This is a genomic window from Xanthomonas vasicola (assembly GCF_000772705.2).
GTDB classification, from domain to species: domain Bacteria; phylum Pseudomonadota; class Gammaproteobacteria; order Xanthomonadales; family Xanthomonadaceae; genus Xanthomonas; species Xanthomonas vasicola.
Genome location: NZ_JSBW02000096.1, coordinates 68,856 through 87,554, shown reverse-complemented (window position 1 = coordinate 87,554; position 18,699 = coordinate 68,856). Strand labels below are relative to the sequence as shown.

Here is an 18,699-nt window from a genome sequence, read left to right as displayed (position 1 = left end):
TCTCCTCAACGAGCCAGGAACCACTGCGTGAGCTTCTGGATGACAAAGTCGAAGCCGCCCAACAGCAAACTCAGAATGATCACAACAAAAATCACGACCCAGGTGGTGCGAATGGCTTCCTGGCGCGTCGGCCAGACAACCTTACGCAATTCGAACCTGGATTCGGACATGAATTCGCGGGCCTCACGGCCTTTGCCGGTGCCCAAAAACACAAATGCGCCTGCCACCAATCCCACGATCACAGCCAGCGCACGCAACTGTGGCGTCCAGGCTCCAAGCTGGGTGGCGCGCTCAGGCGCAGAAAACCAGAACCACACAAACAACCCCGCAACCACGAGGAGTGCGGAGATGACGTATTTCACGATATCAGCGCTGGCAGCAGACGCGCTTTTGGAAGGCTCGATTTTGCTATTCATCCGGCTCTAGTTACCGATCTGACCCGAGTCGCTGGGCCGGAAAGAGGAGTGGCACGCCAGGAGGGACTCGAACCCCCAACCTGCGGTTTTGGAGACCGCTGCTCTGCCAATTGAGCTACTGGCGTATGTACTCGTTTACCGCAAACCCTAAGACAACGAAGGCGGACCGCGGTTCAGCCGGCCCGCCATTCGTTTGATCCAGCCGCCGTCAGGCAGCTGGACGCAGGCACTTACTTGATGATCTTGGCAACCACGCCGGCGCCGACGGTGCGGCCACCTTCACGGATGGCGAAACGCAGACCTTCGTCCATCGCGACCGGGTTGATCAGGGTCACAACCATCTTCACGTTGTCGCCCGGCATCACCATTTCCACGCCTTCCGGCAGCTGGCAAGCGCCAGTGATGTCGGTGGTGCGGAAGTAGAACTGCGGACGGTAGCCCTTGAAGAACGGCGTATGACGGCCACCCTCGTCCTTCGACAGCACGTAGACTTCGGCTTCGAACTCGGTGTGCGGCTTGATCGAACCCGGCTTACACAGCACCTGCCCACGCTCGACGTCGTCACGCTTGGTGCCGCGCAGCAGCAGACCGGCGTTGTCGCCTGCCTGACCCTGGTCCAGCAGCTTGCGGAACATTTCCACGCCGGTCACGGTGGTCTTCTGCGTATCGCGGATACCGACGATTTCGATTTCGTCGCCAACCTTGATGATGCCGCGCTCGATACGACCGGTCACCACGGTGCCGCGGCCCGAGATCGAGAACACGTCTTCCACCGGCATCAGGAACGGACGATCGACGTCGCGGGTCGGATTGGGGATGAAGGTGTCGAGCGCATCGACCAGCTTCAGGATCGCCGGCACGCCGATGTCGCTCTGATCGCCGTCCAGCGCCAGACGCGCCGAACCGTGGATGATCGGGGTGTCATCGCCCGGGAAGTCGTACTTGCTCAGCAGCTCGCGCACTTCCATTTCGACCAGTTCGAGCAGCTCGGCGTCGTCGACCATGTCGGCCTTGTTCAGGAACACGACGATGTGCGGCACACCGACCTGACGCGAGAGCAGGATGTGCTCACGGGTCTGCGGCATCGGGCCGTCCGCGGCTGAACACACCAGGATCGCGCCGTCCATCTGCGCTGCACCGGTGATCATGTTCTTGACGTAGTCGGCATGGCCGGGGCAGTCAACGTGTGCGTAGTGACGGTTCGGGGATTCGTACTCGACGTGGGCGGTCGAAATCGTGATGCCGCGCGCCTTCTCTTCCGGCGCCGCGTCGATCGCGTCGTACGCCTTGAACTCACCACCGAAACGCTCGGCACCGATCTTGGTCAGCGCAGCGGTCAACGTGGTCTTGCCATGGTCAACGTGACCGATGGTGCCGACGTTCACGTGCGGCTTGGTGCGCTCGAATTTAGCTTTTGCCATGGGTGCGTGTCTCGGTAATCGTTTGGAGTTGAAGACGATTGAGTAATGGTGCTCACGAAAGGAATCGAACCTTCGACCTCCTCCTTACCAAGGAGGTGCTCTACCGACTGAGCTACGTGAGCGAGTTTTGCATTATGCCATGCATTTGCGTTCAATGGAGCGGGAGACGGGAATCGAACCCGCACCATCAGCTTGGAAGGCTGAGGTTCTACCGTTGAACTACTCCCGCGCCGGGAACTGCATACCACAACGTGAAACTGGTGGAGGGAGGTGGATTCGAACCACCGAAGGCGTAAGCCAGCAGATTTACAGTCTGCCCCCGTTGGCCGCTTGGGTATCCCTCCAGCTTTTACTACCGGACCGGTGCGCCGCAAGGCGAATTCGGCTCGGGGTGAAGCAGCCCGTTATTTTGTTGTGGGACGCATGCAGTGTCAACAAAAATTTCGAACAATCTTCATCTCAACGGCACGTGACTTTGGGCGCCACGCGCAGCTGATCAGACGTTGAAGCGGAAGTGCAGGACGTCGCCTTCCTGGACGCGGTATTCCTTACCTTCCAGACGCAGACGCCCGGCATCGCGCGCACCCGCTTCGCCGCGATACTTGATGAAGTCGTCGAAGCCGATCGTCTCGGCGCGGATGAAGCCCTTTTCGAAATCGGTATGGATCACCGCAGCGGCCTGCGGTGCCGTCGAACCGGCCCGAACCGTCCAGGCGCGCACTTCCTTGACGCCCGCGGTGAAGTACGTCTGCAGGCCCAACAGCGTGTAGGCCGCACGGATGACGCGATTCAAGCCCGGCTCTTCCAGGCCGAGATCGGCCAGGAAGGTGTCGCGATCTTCGTCGTCGAGCTGGGACAGTTCTTCTTCGATGGCGGCCGACACCGGTACCACTTCGGCACCTTCGGTCAACGCATGCGCGCGCACTGCATCCAGGTGCGGATTGTTCTCGAAACCGTCCTCGAGCACATTGGCGATGTAGAGCACCGGCTTGAGCGTCAGCAGGAACAGATCGCGCACCAGCGCCTTTTCTTCTTCGTCCAGACCGGCGGCGCGGCCCGCCTTGCCATCCGCTAACGCGGCCTGCAACTTGGCCAGCACCGGCTTGCGCGCCGCTGCATCCTTGTCGCCGCCCTTGGCACTGCGTTCGGCACGGTTGAGCGCCTTTTCCACGCTGTCCAGATCGGCCAGCGCGAGCTCGGTATCGATGGTTTCGATATCGGCGATCGGGTCGACCTTGTTGTTGACGTGGATGACGTCGTCGTTCTCGAAGCAACGCACCACGTGGGTGATCGCATCGACCTCGCGGATGTGCGCCAGGAACTTATTGCCCAAACCTTCGCCGCTCGCCGCGCCAGCAACCAGGCCAGCGATATCGACGAACTCGACTGCGGTAGGAATCAGCTTCTGCGGCTTGACGATGTCAGCCAACTGATTGAGGCGCGGATCGGGCACCGGCACGATGCCGACATTCGGCTCGATAGTGCAGAACGGGAAGTTGGCCGCAGCGATGCCGGCCTTGGTCAGCGCATTGAACAGGGTCGACTTGCCGACGTTGGGCAGGCCGACGATGCCGCATTTGATACCCATGGGTTTTCCAGTGAATGGAGAATCGGGAATGGAGAATGGCAAGAGCAGCGCTCCGTCCATTCCCTATTCCCCATTCTCTATTTTTTTTCGGTATGCAGGCGCTTCATTGCCTCGCTGAAGTTGCCTTCCATCGCCAACGGCAACACGTCGATGGCGGCGGCGATGGCCGTGCCGATCGCAGCATCATCCTCGCGCCCTGCCCGTCCCAGCACCCAGGGCACAACGCGGTCCTTGTGACCGGGATGGCCGATGCCAACGCGCAGACGGTGAAATTTGCCATGGCCCAGCAGGCGAATGGTGTCGCGCAAACCGTTTTGTCCGCCGTGACCACCGTCGAACTTGAGCCGTGCAGTGCCGGGCGCCAGATCCAATTCGTCGTGGGCGACGAGCAAGTGTTCCGGCTCGATCTTCCAGAACCGCAAGGCGGCGGCGATCGACTTTCCGCTGAGATTCATGAAGGTGGCCGGCTTGAGCAGCCAGACCGGCTGTCCTGCGATATCGACCTTGGCGGTCTCGCCGAACAACTTGCTGTCCAATGCCCAGCGGGCGCCACTGCGCTCGATGAGGGCATCGACGAAACGAAACCCGGCGTTATGCCGGGTTTGCGCGTGTTCCGGACCGGGATTACCGAGTCCAACGATCAGGCGGAGTGCAGACATGCCAGTCACCGCAGCCGATTCCCCGCGCAATGCGAGGAATCGGCCGACGGATTACTTGGTCTCGGCGTCTTCGCTGCCTTCTTCGCCGGCAGCGTCTTCTTCAATGCGCACATGCTTGGCAGCAACCACTGCAACGTCGTGCTCCTTGCCCAGCTTCAGCTCCGGAATTTCGACACCGGCCGGCAGCTTGATTTCGGACAAGTGGATCACGTCGCCCACTTCCAGTGCACCGAGGTCCACTTCGATGAATTCCGGCAGATCCTTCGGCAGGCAGACCACCTGAACTTCATTGAGTTCGTGGGTGACGACCACTTCGCTCGACTTACCGGCCGGCGAGGCTGCTTCGTTGATGAAGTGCAGCGGCACAGCAGCACTCAGCTTCTCGTTGGCGCTGACGCGCTGGAAGTCGATGTGCATGATCAGCTGCTTGAACGGATGGCGCTGCATGTCACGCAGCAGCACCTGCTGCACGTCGCCATTGAGGCTCAGGTCCAGGATCGACGAGTAGAACCACTCGTTCTGCTGGGCGAGCCAGATCTGCTCGTGGTTGAGCTGGATGCTGACCGGCTCGAGTTCGCCACCGTACACGATGGCCGGAATGACGCCAGCGTGACGCAGGCGGCGGCTCGCACCCTTCCCCTCGTCAGCGCGGCGCTCGACCTTGATTTCATGAGTCTTTGCCATTGGATTTCACTACCTAGTTTGGAACACCGCCTCGCGGCGATGAAGCGTCTCACCCGCGACCAGGTGAGACGTGTGGCGGCGCCTGGAACCCGGGCACCGAATGCGGCATCAATCGACGTAGAGCGAGCTGACCGATTCGCCGAAGGCGATACGGCGGATGGTCTCGGCCAGCAGTTCGGCCACGCTCAGCTGACGAATCTTGGCGCAAGTACGCGCCGCTTCGTTCAACGGAATCGTGTCGGTGACCACCAGCTCGTCGAGCTGCGAATTGTTGATGTTGTCCACCGCCGGTCCCGACAGCACCGGGTGGGTGATATAGGCCACGACCTTGAGCGCACCGCGCTGCTTCAGCGCTGCGGCGGCAGCGCACAAGGTGCCGGCGGTATCGACCAGATCGTCGACCAGCACGCAGGTCTTACCCTGCACGTCGCCGATGATGTTCATCACCGTGGCGACGTTGGCGCGCGGACGGCGCTTGTCGATGATGGCCAGATCCGCATCGTCCAGACGCTTGGCGACGGCGCGCGCGCGCACCACACCGCCCACGTCCGGCGACACCACGATCAGGTTATCGGTGCCGTAGGCGCGCCAGATGTCAGCCAGCAGCAGCGGCGAGGCATAGACGTTGTCGACCGGCACATCGAAGAAGCCCTGGATCTGGTCGGCATGCAGGTCCACCGTCAACACGCGGTCGGCCTCCATCGCGCAGATCATCTTGGCGGCGACCTTGGCGGTGATCGGCACGCGCGAGGAGCGCATGCGACGGTCCTGACGCGAATAACCGAAATACGGGATCACCGCAGTGACGGACTGAGCGCTGGCGCGCTTGAGCGCGTCGATCAGCACCAGCAGTTCCATCAGGTTTTCCGCGCTCGGCGCGCAGGTCGGCTGGATGACGAACACTTCCTGCCGGCGCACGCTCTCTTCGATCTCCACCTGCACTTCGCCGTCGGAAAAGCGCGTGACCAGCGCCTTGCCCATGCGAACGCCCAAATCCTTGCAGATGCTCTGGGCAAGCGGCTTGTTGGCATTGCCGGAGAACACCAGCAGATTACGTTGGTCTTGCATGAGATCTCTCGGGCTGCGGCGAAGAGCGTGCGGGTCGATGGTGGAGCAGGACAAAGCCGACCAATGCCGGGCTTTTCGTTCAATTCCCGCGCAAGGATGCGCGAGATGCTGCAGAGGGATCTGCAGTTAAAACGTTTGCAGGTGGACCTGCTTTTCTAGACAAACTGGCAGGGGCGGTAGGATTCGAACCTACGAATGCCAGGATCAAAACCTGGTGCCTTGGGCCTCTTGGCGACGCCCCTGCATCAAAACTTCATCGCGTCACGTACGTCGAGCAATGGTGAGTGCGCTGCACCCTCCACCACCCACGCCCGCAGGCTGTCCGGCAACTGCGCCATGGCCTGCTCTGCAGCAGCGCGCGTGGCGAATTCGACGAAACAGCCACTTCCCGACCCGGTCAATCGCGGTGTGCCGACTCTGGAAAGCGCCTGAAACACTGCCTCAACGGCGGGTTCGCGGCGCCGCAGAACCGGCTCGAACGCATTGTCGAGCAGAGAACCGGAAGCGAAGTCCGGTATTTTCGCGGGCGCAGCATCCCGCGTCAATTCCTGTGATCGAAATAACACCGGGGTCGGTACGTGAACGCCCGGATCGACCAGCAGATAGGCCGCTTTCGGGAGGGCAATCGGGGTCAGTTGTTCGCCCACGCCTTCGGCCCAGGCGTTGCGGCCGCGCACGAAAACCGGCACATCCGCGCCCAGCTGCAGGCCGAGTTCGGCCAGCGCATCAGCCTCCAGACCCAAGCCCCACAAGGCATTGAGCGCCACCAGCACGGTCGCCGCGTCCGAAGAGCCGCCACCGAAACCACCGCCGGCGGGGATGCGCTTGTCGACTCGGATCTCCGCGCCCGCCCCGGCGCCGGTTGCCGATTGCAGCAGGCGCGCGGCGCGGATCCCAAGGTCATCGTCTTCGGCCACGCCAGGCAAACTCTCGCCGATGCGCAGGATCTGGCCGTCGCTGCGCAGACGAAGATGAATGGTGTCCCCCCAATCCAGCAGCCGGAACACGGTCTGCAGCAGGTGGTAGCCATCCGCACGGCGCCCGGTGATCTGCAAAAAAAGATTGAGCTTGGCCGGCGCAGGCCACGCCGACCAATCATTGCCCGGCGCGTCCATCAGGGCGATACGGTCCATTGGTCGACCAGCAGGCGCACCTTGGCCTCACCGTTACGGGCTTCGATCCGCTGCGGCAGCTCGGGCTGGTCGGCGCTGGCGGGCGTCCAGGCGAGGAATTCGACGATCCAGCCGTCCTGCTGCACGGTGCGCGGGCGGCCTGCGGCATCCAGCTCGACCCGCGCGGCCCCAGCGTCGGCGATGCGCAGCGCGCGCACCCAGTCCGGCATCTGCTTGACCGGGATGGTCCAGCCGGTCGCTTTCAGCAACACCTGCTCGGCATCGGGGCCACTGCGCGGGCCACCGTCCAGCCCTTCCAGCCGGCCGGCGCCGCTGGTGGTGTCGCCGGTGAGCACCCAACTTTGCCGGGTAACCGGCGCGCTGAGTTGCACGCGGTAGCGCGGACCGTCCTGCTGCCAGTCGATGCGGCCGCTGCCGCCATTGCGGTCCTTGCTGATCGCCACCCGACCCTGGAACGACCAGGTGGGATGCGCCTGCAGCCAGGCTTGGCGGGCGGCTTCCGCCTGGCGGGCGCTCTCGGAGACTTGCTCAACTACCGCCGCGCCACTGCCCTGCCCGCGCGGCACGCTCACGCAGGCCGACAGCCCGACCAGCACCAGCCCGCTCAGGGCCAGCATGCGGAACGCCTTGCTCATAGCCCGAACTTTTCCACGGCGCGTTGCAGCGCACGGTTGTCCGGGTCCAGGCGGCGCGCTTCGTCGAAGTAACGGCGTGCCTCGTCCTGCTTGCCGCTGACCCACAGTACTTCGCCCACGTGAGCGGCGATTTCCGGGTCCTTGACCAGCGCCCAGGCGCGGCGCAGCTGCACCAACGCTTCCTTGGTGCGGCCCATGCGGTACAGCACCCAGCCATAGCTATCGACGATGGCCGGATTGTCCGGGTCGGCGGTGCGGGCGCGGTCGATCAGCGCCAACGCTTCCTTATAACGAGTGGTGCGGTCGGCCAAGGTGTAGCCCAGCGCGTTCAGGGCGGCGACGTTTTCCGGCTCGGCCACCAGGATCTTGCGCAGATCGGCCTCGGCACGCGGGACATCGTCGCGCCGCTCCCAGGCCAGCCCGCGGGCGTACAGCAGCGCGCTGTCGTCCGGATAAGCCGCCAGGCCACGTTCGAAGGCATCCAATTCGCCCGGGGCGTCGTTGGCCCGCTGATGCAGCTCGGCTTCGAGCACGTAGGCGTCGCGGCGGGCGTCATCGTCGGCAGTGGCATCGCCCTGCAGGGCGCGGGCTTCGGCAAGCGCTTCGGGTTTGCGGCCCAGTTCGTACAGCGCGCTGGCGGCGCGCAGACGCGCCTCGCTCAGCTGCGGGCCGCCAGGCACGCCGCGATACCACTCCACCGCCTCGTCGTAGCGCTTGAGGAATTCGGCGATCTTGCCCAGCAGCAGACGGCGGTCCGGATCGGGCTTGGTGGCATTGCTTTTCAGCTCGGCGTACAGCGCTTCCAATGAGCTGCGGTCTTTTTCCTTGGCCAGCATCGAGGCACGCAAGCCGTAGGTCTGGGTGTCCTGCGGCCCGGTCGCAAGCACGCGCGCGGCGGCTTCGGTCTGGCCCATGGCGTCGTAGGCGAAGGCCAGCGCGCCGCGCAGCTCGGAGTCCTTGACCGCCTGCGGCTCGATGGTCTTCAGCAGCGCCAGCGCTTCGTCGTTCTTGCCTTCCTGCTGCAGCTGGGTAGCGTGCAACAAGGCCACGCGTGGTTCTTCGGGGAAGCGGCGCACCACTTCGTCGACGATGCGTTTGGCCAGCGCCGGGCGCTCCATGCGCAGCGCGAGCCGGCCGAATTCCTGCCAGGCTTCGATCTGATTCGGAATGGCGCCGGCTTTGACCAGGTCTTCGAGCACATCGGCCGAGGCTTCCGGCTCGCGGCCGCCGTTGGCCAGGGCAATCAATGCGAAGCGCCATCCGCGCGGATCGGGCTCCTTGAGCAAAACGAGCAAGTCGCGGCGAGCGGTGCGCAGATCGTTGCGGCGCAGGGCCAGCGAGGCTTCGGTGCTGCGCATGGACATCGACGACGGCGCGCGGGCGCGCCACAACGCTAGCGCTTCGATCGCGCGCGGGTCGTCGTTGGCCAGCATGGCGATGCGGGCGGCACGCTCGGCCAGCCCGGCATCGCCGGCTTCGGCCTTGGCTGCGTCCAGATAGGCGCGTGCGGCATCGTCCAACTGCCCGGCCTGCAAGGCGAATTCGCCGGCCAGCACGGGTTCCAGCGACGAGGCGCCGGCACTGCCGGTCGGCGGAACGGGCAGTGCTTTCTTGGGTGCTGCGGTGGCACTGGCGGAGACTGCTACCAGCAAAAGAACACTCAGGATGCGAATCGATACAGGCATCGGGGGCAACCGGGCCGTAAAATGGGGCCCTAAATGGCCGCCAGCTTATCGCAAGCAACTGAACAATGACGTTGTGGGTGCTCGGACTGAATCACCAGACCGCACCTGTGGACCTGCGCGAACGCGCGGCGTTCGCAGGTGATGCGCTACCGCGCGCGCTCGAATCGTTGCGTGCGTTGCCGCAGGTGAGCGAGGCCGCGCTGCTGTCCACCTGCAACCGCACCGAGTTGTATGCGATGGCCGACGAGGCGCACAGCCTGGTCAACTGGCTGGAAACGCATGCGCCCGGGCTGAGCGGTTATCTGTATCAGCACCAGGAGGCCGAAGCGGTACGCCATCTGTTCCGGGTCGCCACCGGGCTGGACTCGATGGTGCTGGGCGAGCCGCAGATCCTGGGCCAGGTGAAAGACGCCTGGGCAGTGGCGCGTGCACACGGCGCGCTGGGCAGCGGCCTGGACCGGCTGTTCCAGCAGACCTTTTCGGTGGCCAAGCGTGCGCGTACCGACACCCGCGTCGGCGCCAATCCGGTCTCGGTGGCGTCCACTGCGGTGCGGCTGGCGCAGGAATCGTTTGCCCGGCTCAACGAATCCACGGTGCTGCTGATCGGCGCCGGCGAGACCGTCGAACTGGCCGCCAAGCATTTGAGCGAAGGCCGCGTACGTCGTCTGCTGATCGCCAATCGCACCCTCGCCCACGCCCAGACGCTGGCCAGCCAGCATGGCGGCTACGCGTTGCCGCTGGGCGACCTGGAACGTCATCTGGCCGAGGCCGACGTGGTGTTTTCGGCCACTGCTGCGCGTGAGCCGCTGGTGACACGCGTGCAGGTGGAACAGGCCTTGCGCGCGCGCAAACGCAAACCGATGCTGCTGTTCGACCTGGCGGTGCCACGCGATATCGAGGCCTCCGTGGGCGAGTTGAGCGACGCCTACCTGTACACGGTGGACGATCTGGAACGCGCGGTCGAAGACAACCGCCGCGGCCGCCGCGAAGCGGCCGACCAGGCCGAAGCCATCATCGACCTGCAGGTGGCGCGCTATGTCGAAACCTTGCAGGCCACCGCGCGCCAGGCACCGCTCAAGCGGCTGCGCGCGTTTGGCGACAGCACCCGCGATGAACTGCTGGCCAAGGCACGCCAGCAATTGCACAACGGCAAAGCCGCCGACGAAGTACTGGAACAGTTGGCGCATGCGCTAACCAACCGCTTGCTGCATCCACCCACTGCCGCATTGCGCGATGCAGCGCTCAACAACGACCTGGAATTGACCACCGCGGCCGACCGGCTGTTTCCGGAAAAACCGGGTTACCAACATCCCCCTATAGCTACCCCGATCGTGAGGACCGATGACGCCGACCCTGCGCCGTAAGCTCGAAGCGCTGGCCGAGCGCCGCGAAGAACTGCAACACCTGCTCTCCGACCCCGATGTGGTCAACAACAACGACAAGTTCCGCACGTTGTCGCGCGAACTGTCGCAGCTGGAGCCGGTGGCGGTGGCGCTGGAAGACGAGACGCGCGCCAAGGCCGACCTGGCTGCGGCCGAAGCCATGCGCAGCGACCCGGAAATGCGCGAGCTGGCCGAAGAGGAAATCGCCGCCGCACAGGCGCGCCTGGAAGAACTCGACGCGCAACTGGCATTGCTGCTGGTACCGCGCGACCCGCGCGACGACGGCAACCTGTTTTTGGAAGTCCGCGCCGGCACCGGCGGCGACGAAGCAGCGATCTTTGCCGGCGACCTGTTCCGCATGTACGCGCGCTACGCCGAGCGCCAGGGCTGGAAAGTGGAGATCGAATCCGATAGCCCCGGCGAACACGGCGGCTACAAGGAAGTGGTGGCGCGCGTGGTCGGGCGCGGTGCGTATTCGCGCTTGAAATTCGAATCCGGCACCCATCGTGTGCAACGCGTGCCGGCGACTGAATCGCAGGGCCGCATCCACACCTCGGCCGCAACAGTGGCGATCATTCCCGAAGCCGATGACGTGGAAGAGATCGTAATCAATCCAGCCGATCTGAAGGTGGATACATTCCGCTCGTCCGGTGCGGGCGGCCAGCACGTCAACAAGACCGAATCGGCGATCCGCATCACCCACGTGCCCAGCGGGGTGGTGGTGGAATGCCAGACCGAGCGCAGCCAGCATGCCAATCGCGACAAGGCGATGAAGCGGCTGAAAGCACAGTTGGCGGAAGCCGAACGCAGCAAGGCGGCTGCAGCAGAAGCGCAGACGCGCAAGTTGCAGGTGGGCAGCGGCGACCGCAGCCAGCGCATCCGCACCTACAGCTTTCCGCAGGGCCGCATCACCGACCATCGTGTCGAAGGGCTGACCTTGTACGACCTGCCCAACATCATCGAAGGCGATCTGGATGCATTGATCGCGCGGCTGCTGCACGAGCATCAGGCCGACGAACTGGCACGGTTGAGCGACAGCCCGTGAGTGCGCAGATCCCGCGCGAGCTCTTGCAGCTGCGCGAGGCAGTGCGATGCCAGCCCGGCGATTTCGTCGCCTGGTTGATGCTGGCCGATGCCGAGCTCGGCATGGGCGCAACCGCTGCCGGCGAAGCGGCCGTGCAGCGCGCGTTGGTATTGCATCCTGGGCACCCGGAAGCGGTGGCGCGACTGGGCCGGGTGCGCTGGGCACAGCAGCGCCATGCAGAAGCCGCCACGTTGCTACAGCAGGCCTCGGACCTGGTGCCGCAGCACCCGGGCATTGCGTTGTGGCTTGGGCACGCGCTCGAAGATGCAGGCCAACCGGAGCAGGCGGCCGACGCCTACACGCGCGCGCATCAGCTGTTGCCCGACGCGCCCTACATCACCGCGCAATTACTCAATTGGCGACGCCGCCTATGCGATTGGCGCGAGCTGGAATCACTGGCTGCGCAGGTGCGTACTGCAGTGGCGCAAGGCGAAGCGGCGGTGGAGCCATTCGCGTTCCTGAGCGAGGACGCCAGCGCTGCCGAGCAACTGGCGTGCGCCCGCACCCGTGGGCAGGCGATTGCCGCGTCTCTGCGCCCGCTGCCAGCGGCAACGCTGCGCAGCCGCGGCGCACCGCAGCTCGGCTTCGTCTCCAACGGCTTTGGCGCGCACCCCACCGGTTTGCTGACCGTGGCGTTGTTCGAAGCGCTGCAGCGACGTCAGCCGGACTTGCAGGTGCACCTGTTCGCCACCAGCCATGACGACGGCAGCGAGATTCGCGCGCGCCTGGCACAGGCGACGCAGTTGCACGACGTCACCACGCTCGGGCATGTGGCGACCGCGCAGCACATTCGCGACTTAGGCATCGATCTGCTGTTCGATCTACGCGGCTGGGGCGGTGGCGGACGTCCGGAAGTCTTTGCATTACGCCCAGCACCGGTGCAGCTCAACTGGCTGGCGTATCCCGGCACCTCGGGCGCACCGTGGATGGACTATGTGTTGGGCGATGCATTTGCATTGCCGCCGTCGCTGGAGCCGTTCTACAGCGAACAGGTGCTGCGCCTGCCGCGTGTGTTCCAGCCCTCGGATACCTCGCGCACGGTTGCCGAACCGCCATCGCGTGCGAAATGCGGCTTACCTGAGCAGGGCGTGGTGCTGTGCTGCTTCAACAACAGTTACAAGCTCAATGCACGCAGCATGCTGCGCATGCTGGCGGTATTACGCGCGGTTCCAGATAGCGTGTTGTGGCTGCTGTCCGGTCCAGGCCAGGCGGATGCGCGATTGCGTGCGTTCGCGCAGGCACAAGGCGTGGCTCCGCAGCGCCTGATTTTCATGCCGAAGTTGCCGCATCCACAGTATCTGGCGCGCTATCGGCATGCGCATCTGTTTTTGGATACGCATCCCTACAACGCGCACACCACTGCCTCTGATGCGCTATGGGCAGGCTGCCCGGTGTTGACCACGCCGGGCGAGACTTTTGCTGCGCGTGTGGCTGGCAGCCTCAATCAGCATCTGGGGCTGGATGAGATGAATGTTGGCGATGACGCTGCGTTTGTGGCCAAAGCAATCGCATTGGCGAGCGATGCGGAGGCCTTGCGTGGCGTGCGTGCGCGGTTGGCGGAGCAACGCCTGCGCAGTGGTGTTTTCGATATGGACGGATTTGCGGATGATCTGGCTGTGCTGCTGCGCGGTGTTGCTCAGCGCAGTGGGTGGTTGGGGGTTTAGAGCGTTGCCACGCGTTGGCTAACGGGCGCCACTTGCGCGAAGAGGGCGCGCATGAGCCGAAGGTGCGAGGGATAAATGCCGTCTCCAAGCACCAGCCGCGACCGCCTGCGACTGCCCAGTCGTTTTGTTAGCGCTTCCAGATGTCGGTTGTCGAATGCAGCACCCATGTGCTGCGTGAGATGAGTGGCTGGAGGCGCCTCCAAGCGCTGCGGATACGCATCGACGCTGTATTTCCTTCTCCCGTCGGAACATTGGCCCCCTTCATTGGGAGAAAAGGATGCGTAGCGCCGAATGAGGGTGTGACCACTGCAACATTCCCTGCCGCCGTACCCTCACCCCAACCCCTCTCCCGCAGGAGCATGGGCTAACGGCGACGCATCACTCTATACCCGATAGGTAGGCGCTCGATGCAACTTCACACCGCAGCGCTGTACCCGGCGGCCCAGCCTCGCTAGGCTGCGTGCATGCCTTCCACTTTCGACTTCATTCCGCTGCGCCTGTGCGTGCTGACCGTGTCCGACAGCCGCACCCTGGCCGATGACCGCTCCGGCGATTACCTGGCCGATGCCCTCACCCACGAAGGTCACGTGCTGCACGAACGTGCACTCTGCCCGGACGACCGTTACCGCATGCGAGCGATCGTGTCCGGCTGGATCGCCGATGCGCAGGTCGATGGCATCCTGATCACCGGTGGCACCGGCTTTACGGGCCGCGACAGCACACCGGAGGCGATCACCCCGTTGCTGGACAAGGTCATGCCTGGGTTCGGCGAGATGTTCCGCGCGATCAGCGTGGAAGAAATCGGAACCTCCTCGCTGCAGTCGCGCGCATTTGCCGGGCTGGCCAATCACAGCTTCGTGTTCTGCCTGCCCGGCTCCACCTCGGCCTGCCGCACAGCGTGGGAAAAGATTGTGCGTGCGCAGCTGGATGCGCGCACCAAGCCCTGCAATCTGGCGACATTGCGTCCACGCCTGGGCGAATAGCCTGCGCGCTTTCCACTGTTGCTGGAACGCGCATGTCGCACCTGAAACGCAAGGCTTACAAAAAGTTGCTGGCGCCGATGCAATTGGAGCTGGTCAACATGGCGCGCTGGCTGCGCCACACCAACCAGCGTGCGCTGGTGCTGGTGGAAGGCCGCGACACCGCCGGCAAGGGCGGCGTGATCCAGGCCATGGCCAGCCATCTCAACCCGCGCCAGTGCCGTGTAGTGGCGCTGCCCAAGCCGAACGATCGCGAAAGCACGCAGTGGTATTTCCAGCGCTACGTGACGCACTTGCCGGCGGCTGGCGAATTGGTGCTGATGGATCGCAGCTGGTACAACCGTGCCGGCGTCGAAAAGGTGATGGGCTATTGCACCGACGCGCAATACAACCTATTCCTGGAGCAGGCGCCACGCTTCGAGCAGATGCTGGTCGACGACGGCATCCTGCTGTTCAAGTACTGGTTGTGCGTGGACCAGGCCGAGCAGGAAAAGCGCTTTGCCGAACGCCGCGAAGACCCGCTCAAGGGTTGGAAGCTGTCGCCGGTGGACCTGCAGTCACGCGCCAAATACGACGACTACACCGCTGCGCGCGAACGCATGCTGGAAGCGACGCATACGCCAGATGCACCGTGGACGCTGGTGGATTTCAACGACCAGAAACGTGGCCGTTTGAGCCTGATCCGCGATTTGCTGGACCGGCTACCGGACACCGCGGTGCCCGATACGTTGATGCAGCTGCCGCCATTGCCCGGCAAGCTGCACAAGGAACGCTACGGCGTTCTGGAACCGATCGACGATTACACCGCCCAGTCTTGAGAGAGTTCGTTGCTGGCCGCAGTGGCACGCGGCAGCGGATGCAGGCCGGCCTGACGTTCGGCTTGCTCGGCCTGCAGCACCAGCTGGCTCAGGCGCTGACTGAACAACTGCATGAAACCGCGATGCAGCGGGCGCATCGCCTCCATGTAGTCCACGTCATCGGCCTGTGCGCCGAGCGGGCTACAGGACGACAGCAGCACTTCGTCCAGCCGCAATGCGCTGTCGGGCAGGCGCACCAGTGCGGCGCGGCGGAGCCAGTCGCGCATGCCTTCGCGGTATTCGGCGGCCAGGATGTAGGCCACTTCGACCTGGTCCAGGTCCACATCTGGGTTCCATGCCAGCACCTGGATCACCTGCGAGCGCTCGTCCAGCATGCGGCCTTCGGCCACCAACGCATGCAGCTGTTGCAGCAGGCGCCATTGCACGCCGGCGGCTTCGCGCTGGGCACTCGGCATCGTCTCGATGGCCAGGGCCAGACGCCGCGCAAACAACGCTGACACTTCGGACAGCACGATCGGGCCGGCATCGGCGCCGAGCAAGAAGCGTTCGGTACGCAGCGCGGCGGTGTCTGGCAGATAGCCGTCCTGCAGCGGGCGCATCACGCCGTGGTCGAGCAGCGACAGCACCACATCCAGCCAGTAACGGCGTTCCTGCTGCAGCGTGCGGTTGGCGGCGGCGTTGTGCCAGGCCTGACGCACATCGTCCAGGCGCACGATGCACGCCTGCGCATCCAGCCCGTCCCACGGCGAGCGGGTGGCGTCGTTGGGGTCGAACGTTTCTGCGCTGAGCATGCCGCCGCCGAATCGGTGCCAGGCGGCGCCACGCTGGGCGCCGGCCGGGTCCGGCTTGGCAGCAGCAATCGGGGCTGCGGTGGCTGGGCGCAGGAGCGCGGCATAGGCATCGGCCCACGAGTCGGGCAGGCGCGCCGACAACGGATAGTTTGCCGAGGGCTGAGCCAGCCCCTGGCGTGCCAGACGCAGGCTCCACACCACCGCTCCGACGACGATGCCGCCGAAGATCCAGGCCAGCAGCCAACTGGTGGCCGCCTGTTCGGGTTGCAGCACGCGGGTGTGCGGGTGCAGAAACAACAACCAGCCGCTGCCCAGCAGGACACCGAGATACAGCCACGGCGCCAACTGCGCCATCTGGCGGTTGCGGCGATGTGCGGGCAGGTCATGCCCGTCGTTGCGGTCTTGAGATGGAGCGGCCATTACATTCCCCGTGCACGCCTGATCGCGTTGACAAGGTTATCGGCGAGGCCATCCAACTCTGTTGGCCTGCTTCAGTGGCGCACGCTCAGCCAGTTACAAATTCTTCAGTCGGCGGAACGGCGCACGGCGTGCGCGTCACTGCCGTGACCGTCGCGGCCGGTGGGCCCTGCCACAGCCATGCTTCCAAGGCCTCCAGCGCCGCCGCGCTGCCGGCGGCGACCACCTCCACGCTGCCGTTCGCCTGGTTGCGCGCGTGCCCAACCAAGCCCAGCGCGATGGCGCGTTCGCGGGTGGAAGCGCGATACCACACGCCCTGCACCACCCCACTCACCGCGAAGCGTGCCGCCTGCATTACCCCGCCTTTCCGGTGATGCCGACGGCGGCTTCGATATCGTGCGCGGTGACCGGGCCCAGGAATTGCTTGGCGACCTTGCCGTCCGGGCCGATCAGGTAGGTCATCGGCAGACCGCGCGGGGTGGCGAAGTCCTGTGGCGGCTGGTACGGGTCGAGGATGGCCACCGGATAGGAGACCGGGTGGTCCTTCAAAAATGCCTGCATGTCGGCGCTGGTGATGTCTTCATAGGCCAGACCCACCACTTCGATGCTGTCGCGCATGGTGTGCAGCGCCGACAACTCGGGCATTTCCTTCAAGCACGGCGCGCACCAGGTGGCCCAAAAATTCACCACGACCCATTTGCCGCGGTGCGCGGCCAGGTCGTAGGTCTCGCCGGTGACGGTCGGCAGCGAAAGCTTGGGCATGTCGGCGGTCTGCTGCACCACCGAGCTGGCGGGCGGTGCGGCCGGGTCGGCGGGCGTGGCCGGCGCAGTCGGCGTCTGGGTGGTGGCGGCCGGCGCGGCCCCGTTGCCGGCGGCGGGAGTGGCCTCGCTGGCGGGCTTGCAGGCGGTGAGCAACAGCAATGGCAACAGCAGCGCACAGGCGACGCGGACAAGACGCACAGTCATGGAGGACCTCCGGGAAGGTGGGTGTAAAGGTCGCCGACCGGTTGCGCCAGCACGCTGCGCAACGGTTGGCGTAGCTGTTCCAGCGTGGCGGCGGCGGCCTGGCCGTAGGCATCGTCGCGACACGGCAACGGGCGGTCTTCGATCGGCACGCGCAGTTGGCAGTTTTCGTAGAGCTCGGCCAGTGGCACCACGTCCAGATCGCGCGCCAACAACCATTGCCCGCGCTCGTCGCGGCGCAGCAGGCGAATGCGTTTGAGCTCGCATAGCAACTCCTGCATCAGCGTGTCGGTGAGCATGGGTTCCAGCGCAAGGATGCGGTCTTCGTCCAGGCCTTCGCCGTGGACGCGCGCCTGGCGGAACCGGCCGAGCAGACGCAGCAGGCCGTAGATCTCGAAGCCCGGCGGCAGCCGCATGGCTTCGGGCTGGTAGCGGAAGGCCGCCATCGACGAGGCCAGCGAGGCGCCCAGCAGCACCGATACCCAGCTCAGGTAGATCCACAACAACAGGATCGGCAACGCCGACAATGCGCCGTAAATGCGTTGATAGGTCTGGAAATTACCGAGATAAAAGCCAAACCCCCACTTGACGATTTCCATCAGGATCACCGCCAGCAGCGCGCCCGGCAGCGCATGCCGCAGCCGCACCACGTGCTGCGGCACTACGCGGTAGATCAGCACGATACAGACGAACTCCACCGCCATCGGCGCCAGCCGCCAGGCGAATTCGGCCAGCCATTGGCCTTCGGTGGTGCGGAACAGCGGCAGCGCGAACACATACGCTGCCATCGCCATCGAGGCGGCGGCCAGCATGGTGCCCAGCGTCAGCACCGTCCAATAGATCAAGAAACGCGTCACCTTCGGCCGCGCGGCGGCGACCCGCCAGATGCTGTTGAAGGTCTGCTCGATGCTGTGCAGGGTGATCAGCAGCGAGGCCACCAGCGCCACCATACCGGCCACGGTGAACTTGCCCAGGTCTTCCAGCGAGCGGTTGAGATAGTTCTGTACCGAGCGCGCGGCGCCGGGGACGAAGTTGTTGAAGATGAAATCGGTCAGTGCGTCCTTCCACTCGTTGAAGGCCGGAAATGCCGACAACACACCGAACACCACGATCGCCAATGGCACCAGTGCAAACACGGTGGTGTACGCAAGCGAGGCGGCCGCCTGGAACAGCCGGTCGTCGAGAAAGCGGCGCCACAGAAAGCGCCCGAAGCTCACCGTCCGCGCGCGGTCGCGCAGACGCTCTTTCCATTGGTGGAGTTTGTTCACACGCGACATCGCGCAAGGGTACCCGATGCGCCGTCATCGCGGC

At 64.6% G+C, this 18,699-nt stretch carries 18 protein-coding genes and 5 tRNA genes; 5 read left to right on the top strand and 18 right to left on the bottom strand.

Translation table 11 applies throughout. From position 1 onward, the window contains the following. Nucleotides 1-5: 5 nt before the first annotated feature. The 14 genes from secE to NX05_RS20585 all read right to left on the bottom strand — a co-directional run bounded on the left by secE (nt 6) and on the right by NX05_RS20585 (nt 9,289). Nucleotides 6-416: a preprotein translocase subunit SecE gene (gene secE, locus NX05_RS20650; protein WP_039435944.1), complete on the bottom strand. Its 411-nt coding sequence runs from the start codon at nt 414-416 to the stop codon at nt 6-8. 49 nt (nt 417-465) lie between these two features. Continuing rightward, a tRNA-Trp gene (locus NX05_RS20645) sits at nt 466-541 on the bottom strand. A 105-nt stretch (nt 542-646) separates the two neighbouring features. Beyond that, nucleotides 647-1,837, bottom strand: a complete 1,191-nt coding sequence (gene tuf, locus NX05_RS20640; protein WP_053012919.1) for an elongation factor Tu — start codon at nt 1,835-1,837, stop codon at nt 647-649. A 46-nt stretch (nt 1,838-1,883) separates the two neighbouring features. Beyond that, nucleotides 1,884-1,959 (bottom strand) — tRNA-Thr (locus NX05_RS20635). Between the two features lie 33 nt (nt 1,960-1,992). Beyond that, nucleotides 1,993-2,066 (bottom strand) — tRNA-Gly (locus NX05_RS20630). A gap of 29 nt (nt 2,067-2,095) precedes the next feature. Beyond that, a tRNA-Tyr gene (locus NX05_RS20625) sits at nt 2,096-2,181 on the bottom strand. Between the two features lie 152 nt (nt 2,182-2,333). Continuing rightward, nucleotides 2,334-3,425: a redox-regulated ATPase YchF gene (ychF, locus tag NX05_RS20620; protein WP_010376337.1), complete on the bottom strand. Its 1,092-nt coding sequence runs from the start codon at nt 3,423-3,425 to the stop codon at nt 2,334-2,336. A gap of 77 nt (nt 3,426-3,502) precedes the next feature. After that, the gene (gene pth, locus NX05_RS20615) at nt 3,503-4,084 is read right to left on the bottom strand and encodes an aminoacyl-tRNA hydrolase (protein ID WP_039435941.1); all 582 of its coding nucleotides are present in this window, start codon (nt 4,082-4,084) and stop codon (nt 3,503-3,505) included. A gap of 51 nt (nt 4,085-4,135) precedes the next feature. After that, entirely contained in the window at nt 4,136-4,768 is a 633-nt protein-coding gene (locus NX05_RS20610) for a 50S ribosomal protein L25/general stress protein Ctc (RefSeq protein WP_039435939.1), read from the bottom strand. A 108-nt stretch (nt 4,769-4,876) separates the two neighbouring features. Further along, nucleotides 4,877-5,836 (bottom strand): ribose-phosphate diphosphokinase, encoded by a 960-nt coding sequence (locus NX05_RS20605; RefSeq protein ID WP_039435936.1) that lies wholly within the window; start codon nt 5,834-5,836, stop codon nt 4,877-4,879. A gap of 165 nt (nt 5,837-6,001) precedes the next feature. Further along, a tRNA-Gln gene (locus NX05_RS20600) sits at nt 6,002-6,078 on the bottom strand. Between the two features lie 3 nt (nt 6,079-6,081). Next, nucleotides 6,082-6,969, bottom strand: a complete 888-nt coding sequence (gene ispE, locus NX05_RS20595; protein WP_039435934.1) for a 4-(cytidine 5'-diphospho)-2-C-methyl-D-erythritol kinase — start codon at nt 6,967-6,969, stop codon at nt 6,082-6,084. Continuing rightward, nucleotides 6,951-7,604 carry a lipoprotein insertase outer membrane protein LolB gene (gene lolB / locus NX05_RS20590; RefSeq protein ID WP_039435931.1) on the bottom strand — a complete coding sequence of 218 codons (654 nt, stop codon included), beginning with the start codon at nt 7,602-7,604 and terminating at the stop codon, nt 6,951-6,953. The genes ispE and lolB overlap by 19 nt, the downstream gene beginning before the upstream one ends. After that, a complete protein-coding gene (locus NX05_RS20585; protein ID WP_039435928.1) occupies nt 7,601-9,289 on the bottom strand; it encodes a tetratricopeptide repeat protein in 1,689 nt (562 codons plus the stop codon). Before NX05_RS20585 ends, lolB begins: the two co-directional genes overlap by 4 nt. A 65-nt stretch (nt 9,290-9,354) precedes the next feature. Between NX05_RS20585 and hemA the strand changes: the two genes are divergently transcribed. The 5 genes from hemA (at nt 9,355) to ppk2 (ending at nt 15,217) form a co-directional block, all read left to right on the top strand. Beyond that, on the top strand, nt 9,355-10,653 hold the full coding sequence (hemA, locus tag NX05_RS20580; protein WP_039435926.1) for a glutamyl-tRNA reductase: 1,299 nt from the start codon (nt 9,355-9,357) through the stop codon (nt 10,651-10,653). Next, nucleotides 10,631-11,716, top strand: coding sequence for a peptide chain release factor 1 (prfA, locus tag NX05_RS20575; protein WP_010367320.1), 1,086 nt, complete (start codon nt 10,631-10,633; stop codon nt 11,714-11,716). Before hemA ends, prfA begins: the two co-directional genes overlap by 23 nt. Continuing rightward, complete coding sequence (locus NX05_RS20570; RefSeq protein ID WP_039435922.1) at nt 11,713-13,419, top strand: O-linked N-acetylglucosamine transferase, SPINDLY family protein; 1,707 nt, start codon at nt 11,713-11,715, stop codon at nt 13,417-13,419. The genes prfA and NX05_RS20570 overlap by 4 nt, the downstream gene beginning before the upstream one ends. Before the next feature lie 464 nt (nt 13,420-13,883). Next, nucleotides 13,884-14,402, top strand: coding sequence for a molybdenum cofactor biosynthesis protein B (gene moaB, locus NX05_RS20565; RefSeq protein WP_039435920.1), 519 nt, complete (start codon nt 13,884-13,886; stop codon nt 14,400-14,402). Nucleotides 14,403-14,434: 32 nt separating this feature from the next. Next, nucleotides 14,435-15,217 carry a polyphosphate kinase 2 gene (ppk2, locus tag NX05_RS20560; RefSeq protein ID WP_039435917.1) on the top strand — a complete coding sequence of 261 codons (783 nt, stop codon included), beginning with the start codon at nt 14,435-14,437 and terminating at the stop codon, nt 15,215-15,217. Here the strand turns inward: ppk2 and NX05_RS20555 are convergent. From NX05_RS20555 to NX05_RS20540, 4 genes are all read right to left on the bottom strand, one after another. Beyond that, complete coding sequence (locus tag NX05_RS20555) at nt 15,199-16,428, bottom strand: hypothetical protein (protein WP_039435913.1); 1,230 nt, start codon at nt 16,426-16,428, stop codon at nt 15,199-15,201. The genes ppk2 and NX05_RS20555 overlap by 19 nt on opposite strands. A gap of 85 nt (nt 16,429-16,513) precedes the next feature. Continuing rightward, the gene (locus NX05_RS20550; RefSeq protein WP_039435911.1) at nt 16,514-16,780 is read right to left on the bottom strand and encodes an acylphosphatase; all 267 of its coding nucleotides are present in this window, start codon (nt 16,778-16,780) and stop codon (nt 16,514-16,516) included. Continuing rightward, entirely contained in the window at nt 16,780-17,391 is a 612-nt protein-coding gene (locus NX05_RS20545; protein ID WP_039435908.1) for a TlpA family protein disulfide reductase, read from the bottom strand. Before NX05_RS20545 ends, NX05_RS20550 begins: the two co-directional genes overlap by 1 nt. Beyond that, on the bottom strand, nt 17,388-18,665 hold the full coding sequence (locus tag NX05_RS20540) for a YihY family inner membrane protein (RefSeq protein WP_010367329.1): 1,278 nt from the start codon (nt 18,663-18,665) through the stop codon (nt 17,388-17,390). Before NX05_RS20540 ends, NX05_RS20545 begins: the two co-directional genes overlap by 4 nt. Nucleotides 18,666-18,699: the final 34 nt, after the last annotated feature.

Coding starts and splice junctions, on each gene's coding strand:
- tuf (WP_053012919.1), bottom strand. CDS start 1,837: ATGGCAAAAGCTAAATTCGAGCGCACCAAGCCGCACGTGAACGTCGGC.
- hemA (WP_039435926.1), top strand. CDS start 9,355: ATGACGTTGTGGGTGCTCGGACTGAATCACCAGACCGCACCTGTGGAC.
- moaB (WP_039435920.1), top strand. CDS start 13,884: ATGCCTTCCACTTTCGACTTCATTCCGCTGCGCCTGTGCGTGCTGACC.
- prfA (WP_010367320.1), top strand. CDS start 10,631: ATGACGCCGACCCTGCGCCGTAAGCTCGAAGCGCTGGCCGAGCGCCGC.
- NX05_RS20610 (WP_039435939.1), bottom strand. CDS start 4,768: ATGGCAAAGACTCATGAAATCAAGGTCGAGCGCCGCGCTGACGAGGGG.
- NX05_RS20540 (WP_010367329.1), bottom strand. CDS start 18,665: ATGTCGCGTGTGAACAAACTCCACCAATGGAAAGAGCGTCTGCGCGAC.
- pth (WP_039435941.1), bottom strand. CDS start 4,084: ATGTCTGCACTCCGCCTGATCGTTGGACTCGGTAATCCCGGTCCGGAA.
- NX05_RS20550 (WP_039435911.1), bottom strand. CDS start 16,780: ATGCAGGCGGCACGCTTCGCGGTGAGTGGGGTGGTGCAGGGCGTGTGG.
- ppk2 (WP_039435917.1), top strand. CDS start 14,435: ATGTCGCACCTGAAACGCAAGGCTTACAAAAAGTTGCTGGCGCCGATG.
- NX05_RS20605 (WP_039435936.1), bottom strand. CDS start 5,836: ATGCAAGACCAACGTAATCTGCTGGTGTTCTCCGGCAATGCCAACAAG.
- NX05_RS20555 (WP_039435913.1), bottom strand. CDS start 16,428: ATGGCCGCTCCATCTCAAGACCGCAACGACGGGCATGACCTGCCCGCA.
- ispE (WP_039435934.1), bottom strand. CDS start 6,969: ATGGACCGTATCGCCCTGATGGACGCGCCGGGCAATGATTGGTCGGCG.
- secE (WP_039435944.1), bottom strand. CDS start 416: ATGAATAGCAAAATCGAGCCTTCCAAAAGCGCGTCTGCTGCCAGCGCT.
- lolB (WP_039435931.1), bottom strand. CDS start 7,604: ATGAGCAAGGCGTTCCGCATGCTGGCCCTGAGCGGGCTGGTGCTGGTC.
- ychF (WP_010376337.1), bottom strand. CDS start 3,425: ATGGGTATCAAATGCGGCATCGTCGGCCTGCCCAACGTCGGCAAGTCG.
- NX05_RS20545 (WP_039435908.1), bottom strand. CDS start 17,391: ATGACTGTGCGTCTTGTCCGCGTCGCCTGTGCGCTGCTGTTGCCATTG.
- NX05_RS20585 (WP_039435928.1), bottom strand. CDS start 9,289: ATGCCTGTATCGATTCGCATCCTGAGTGTTCTTTTGCTGGTAGCAGTC.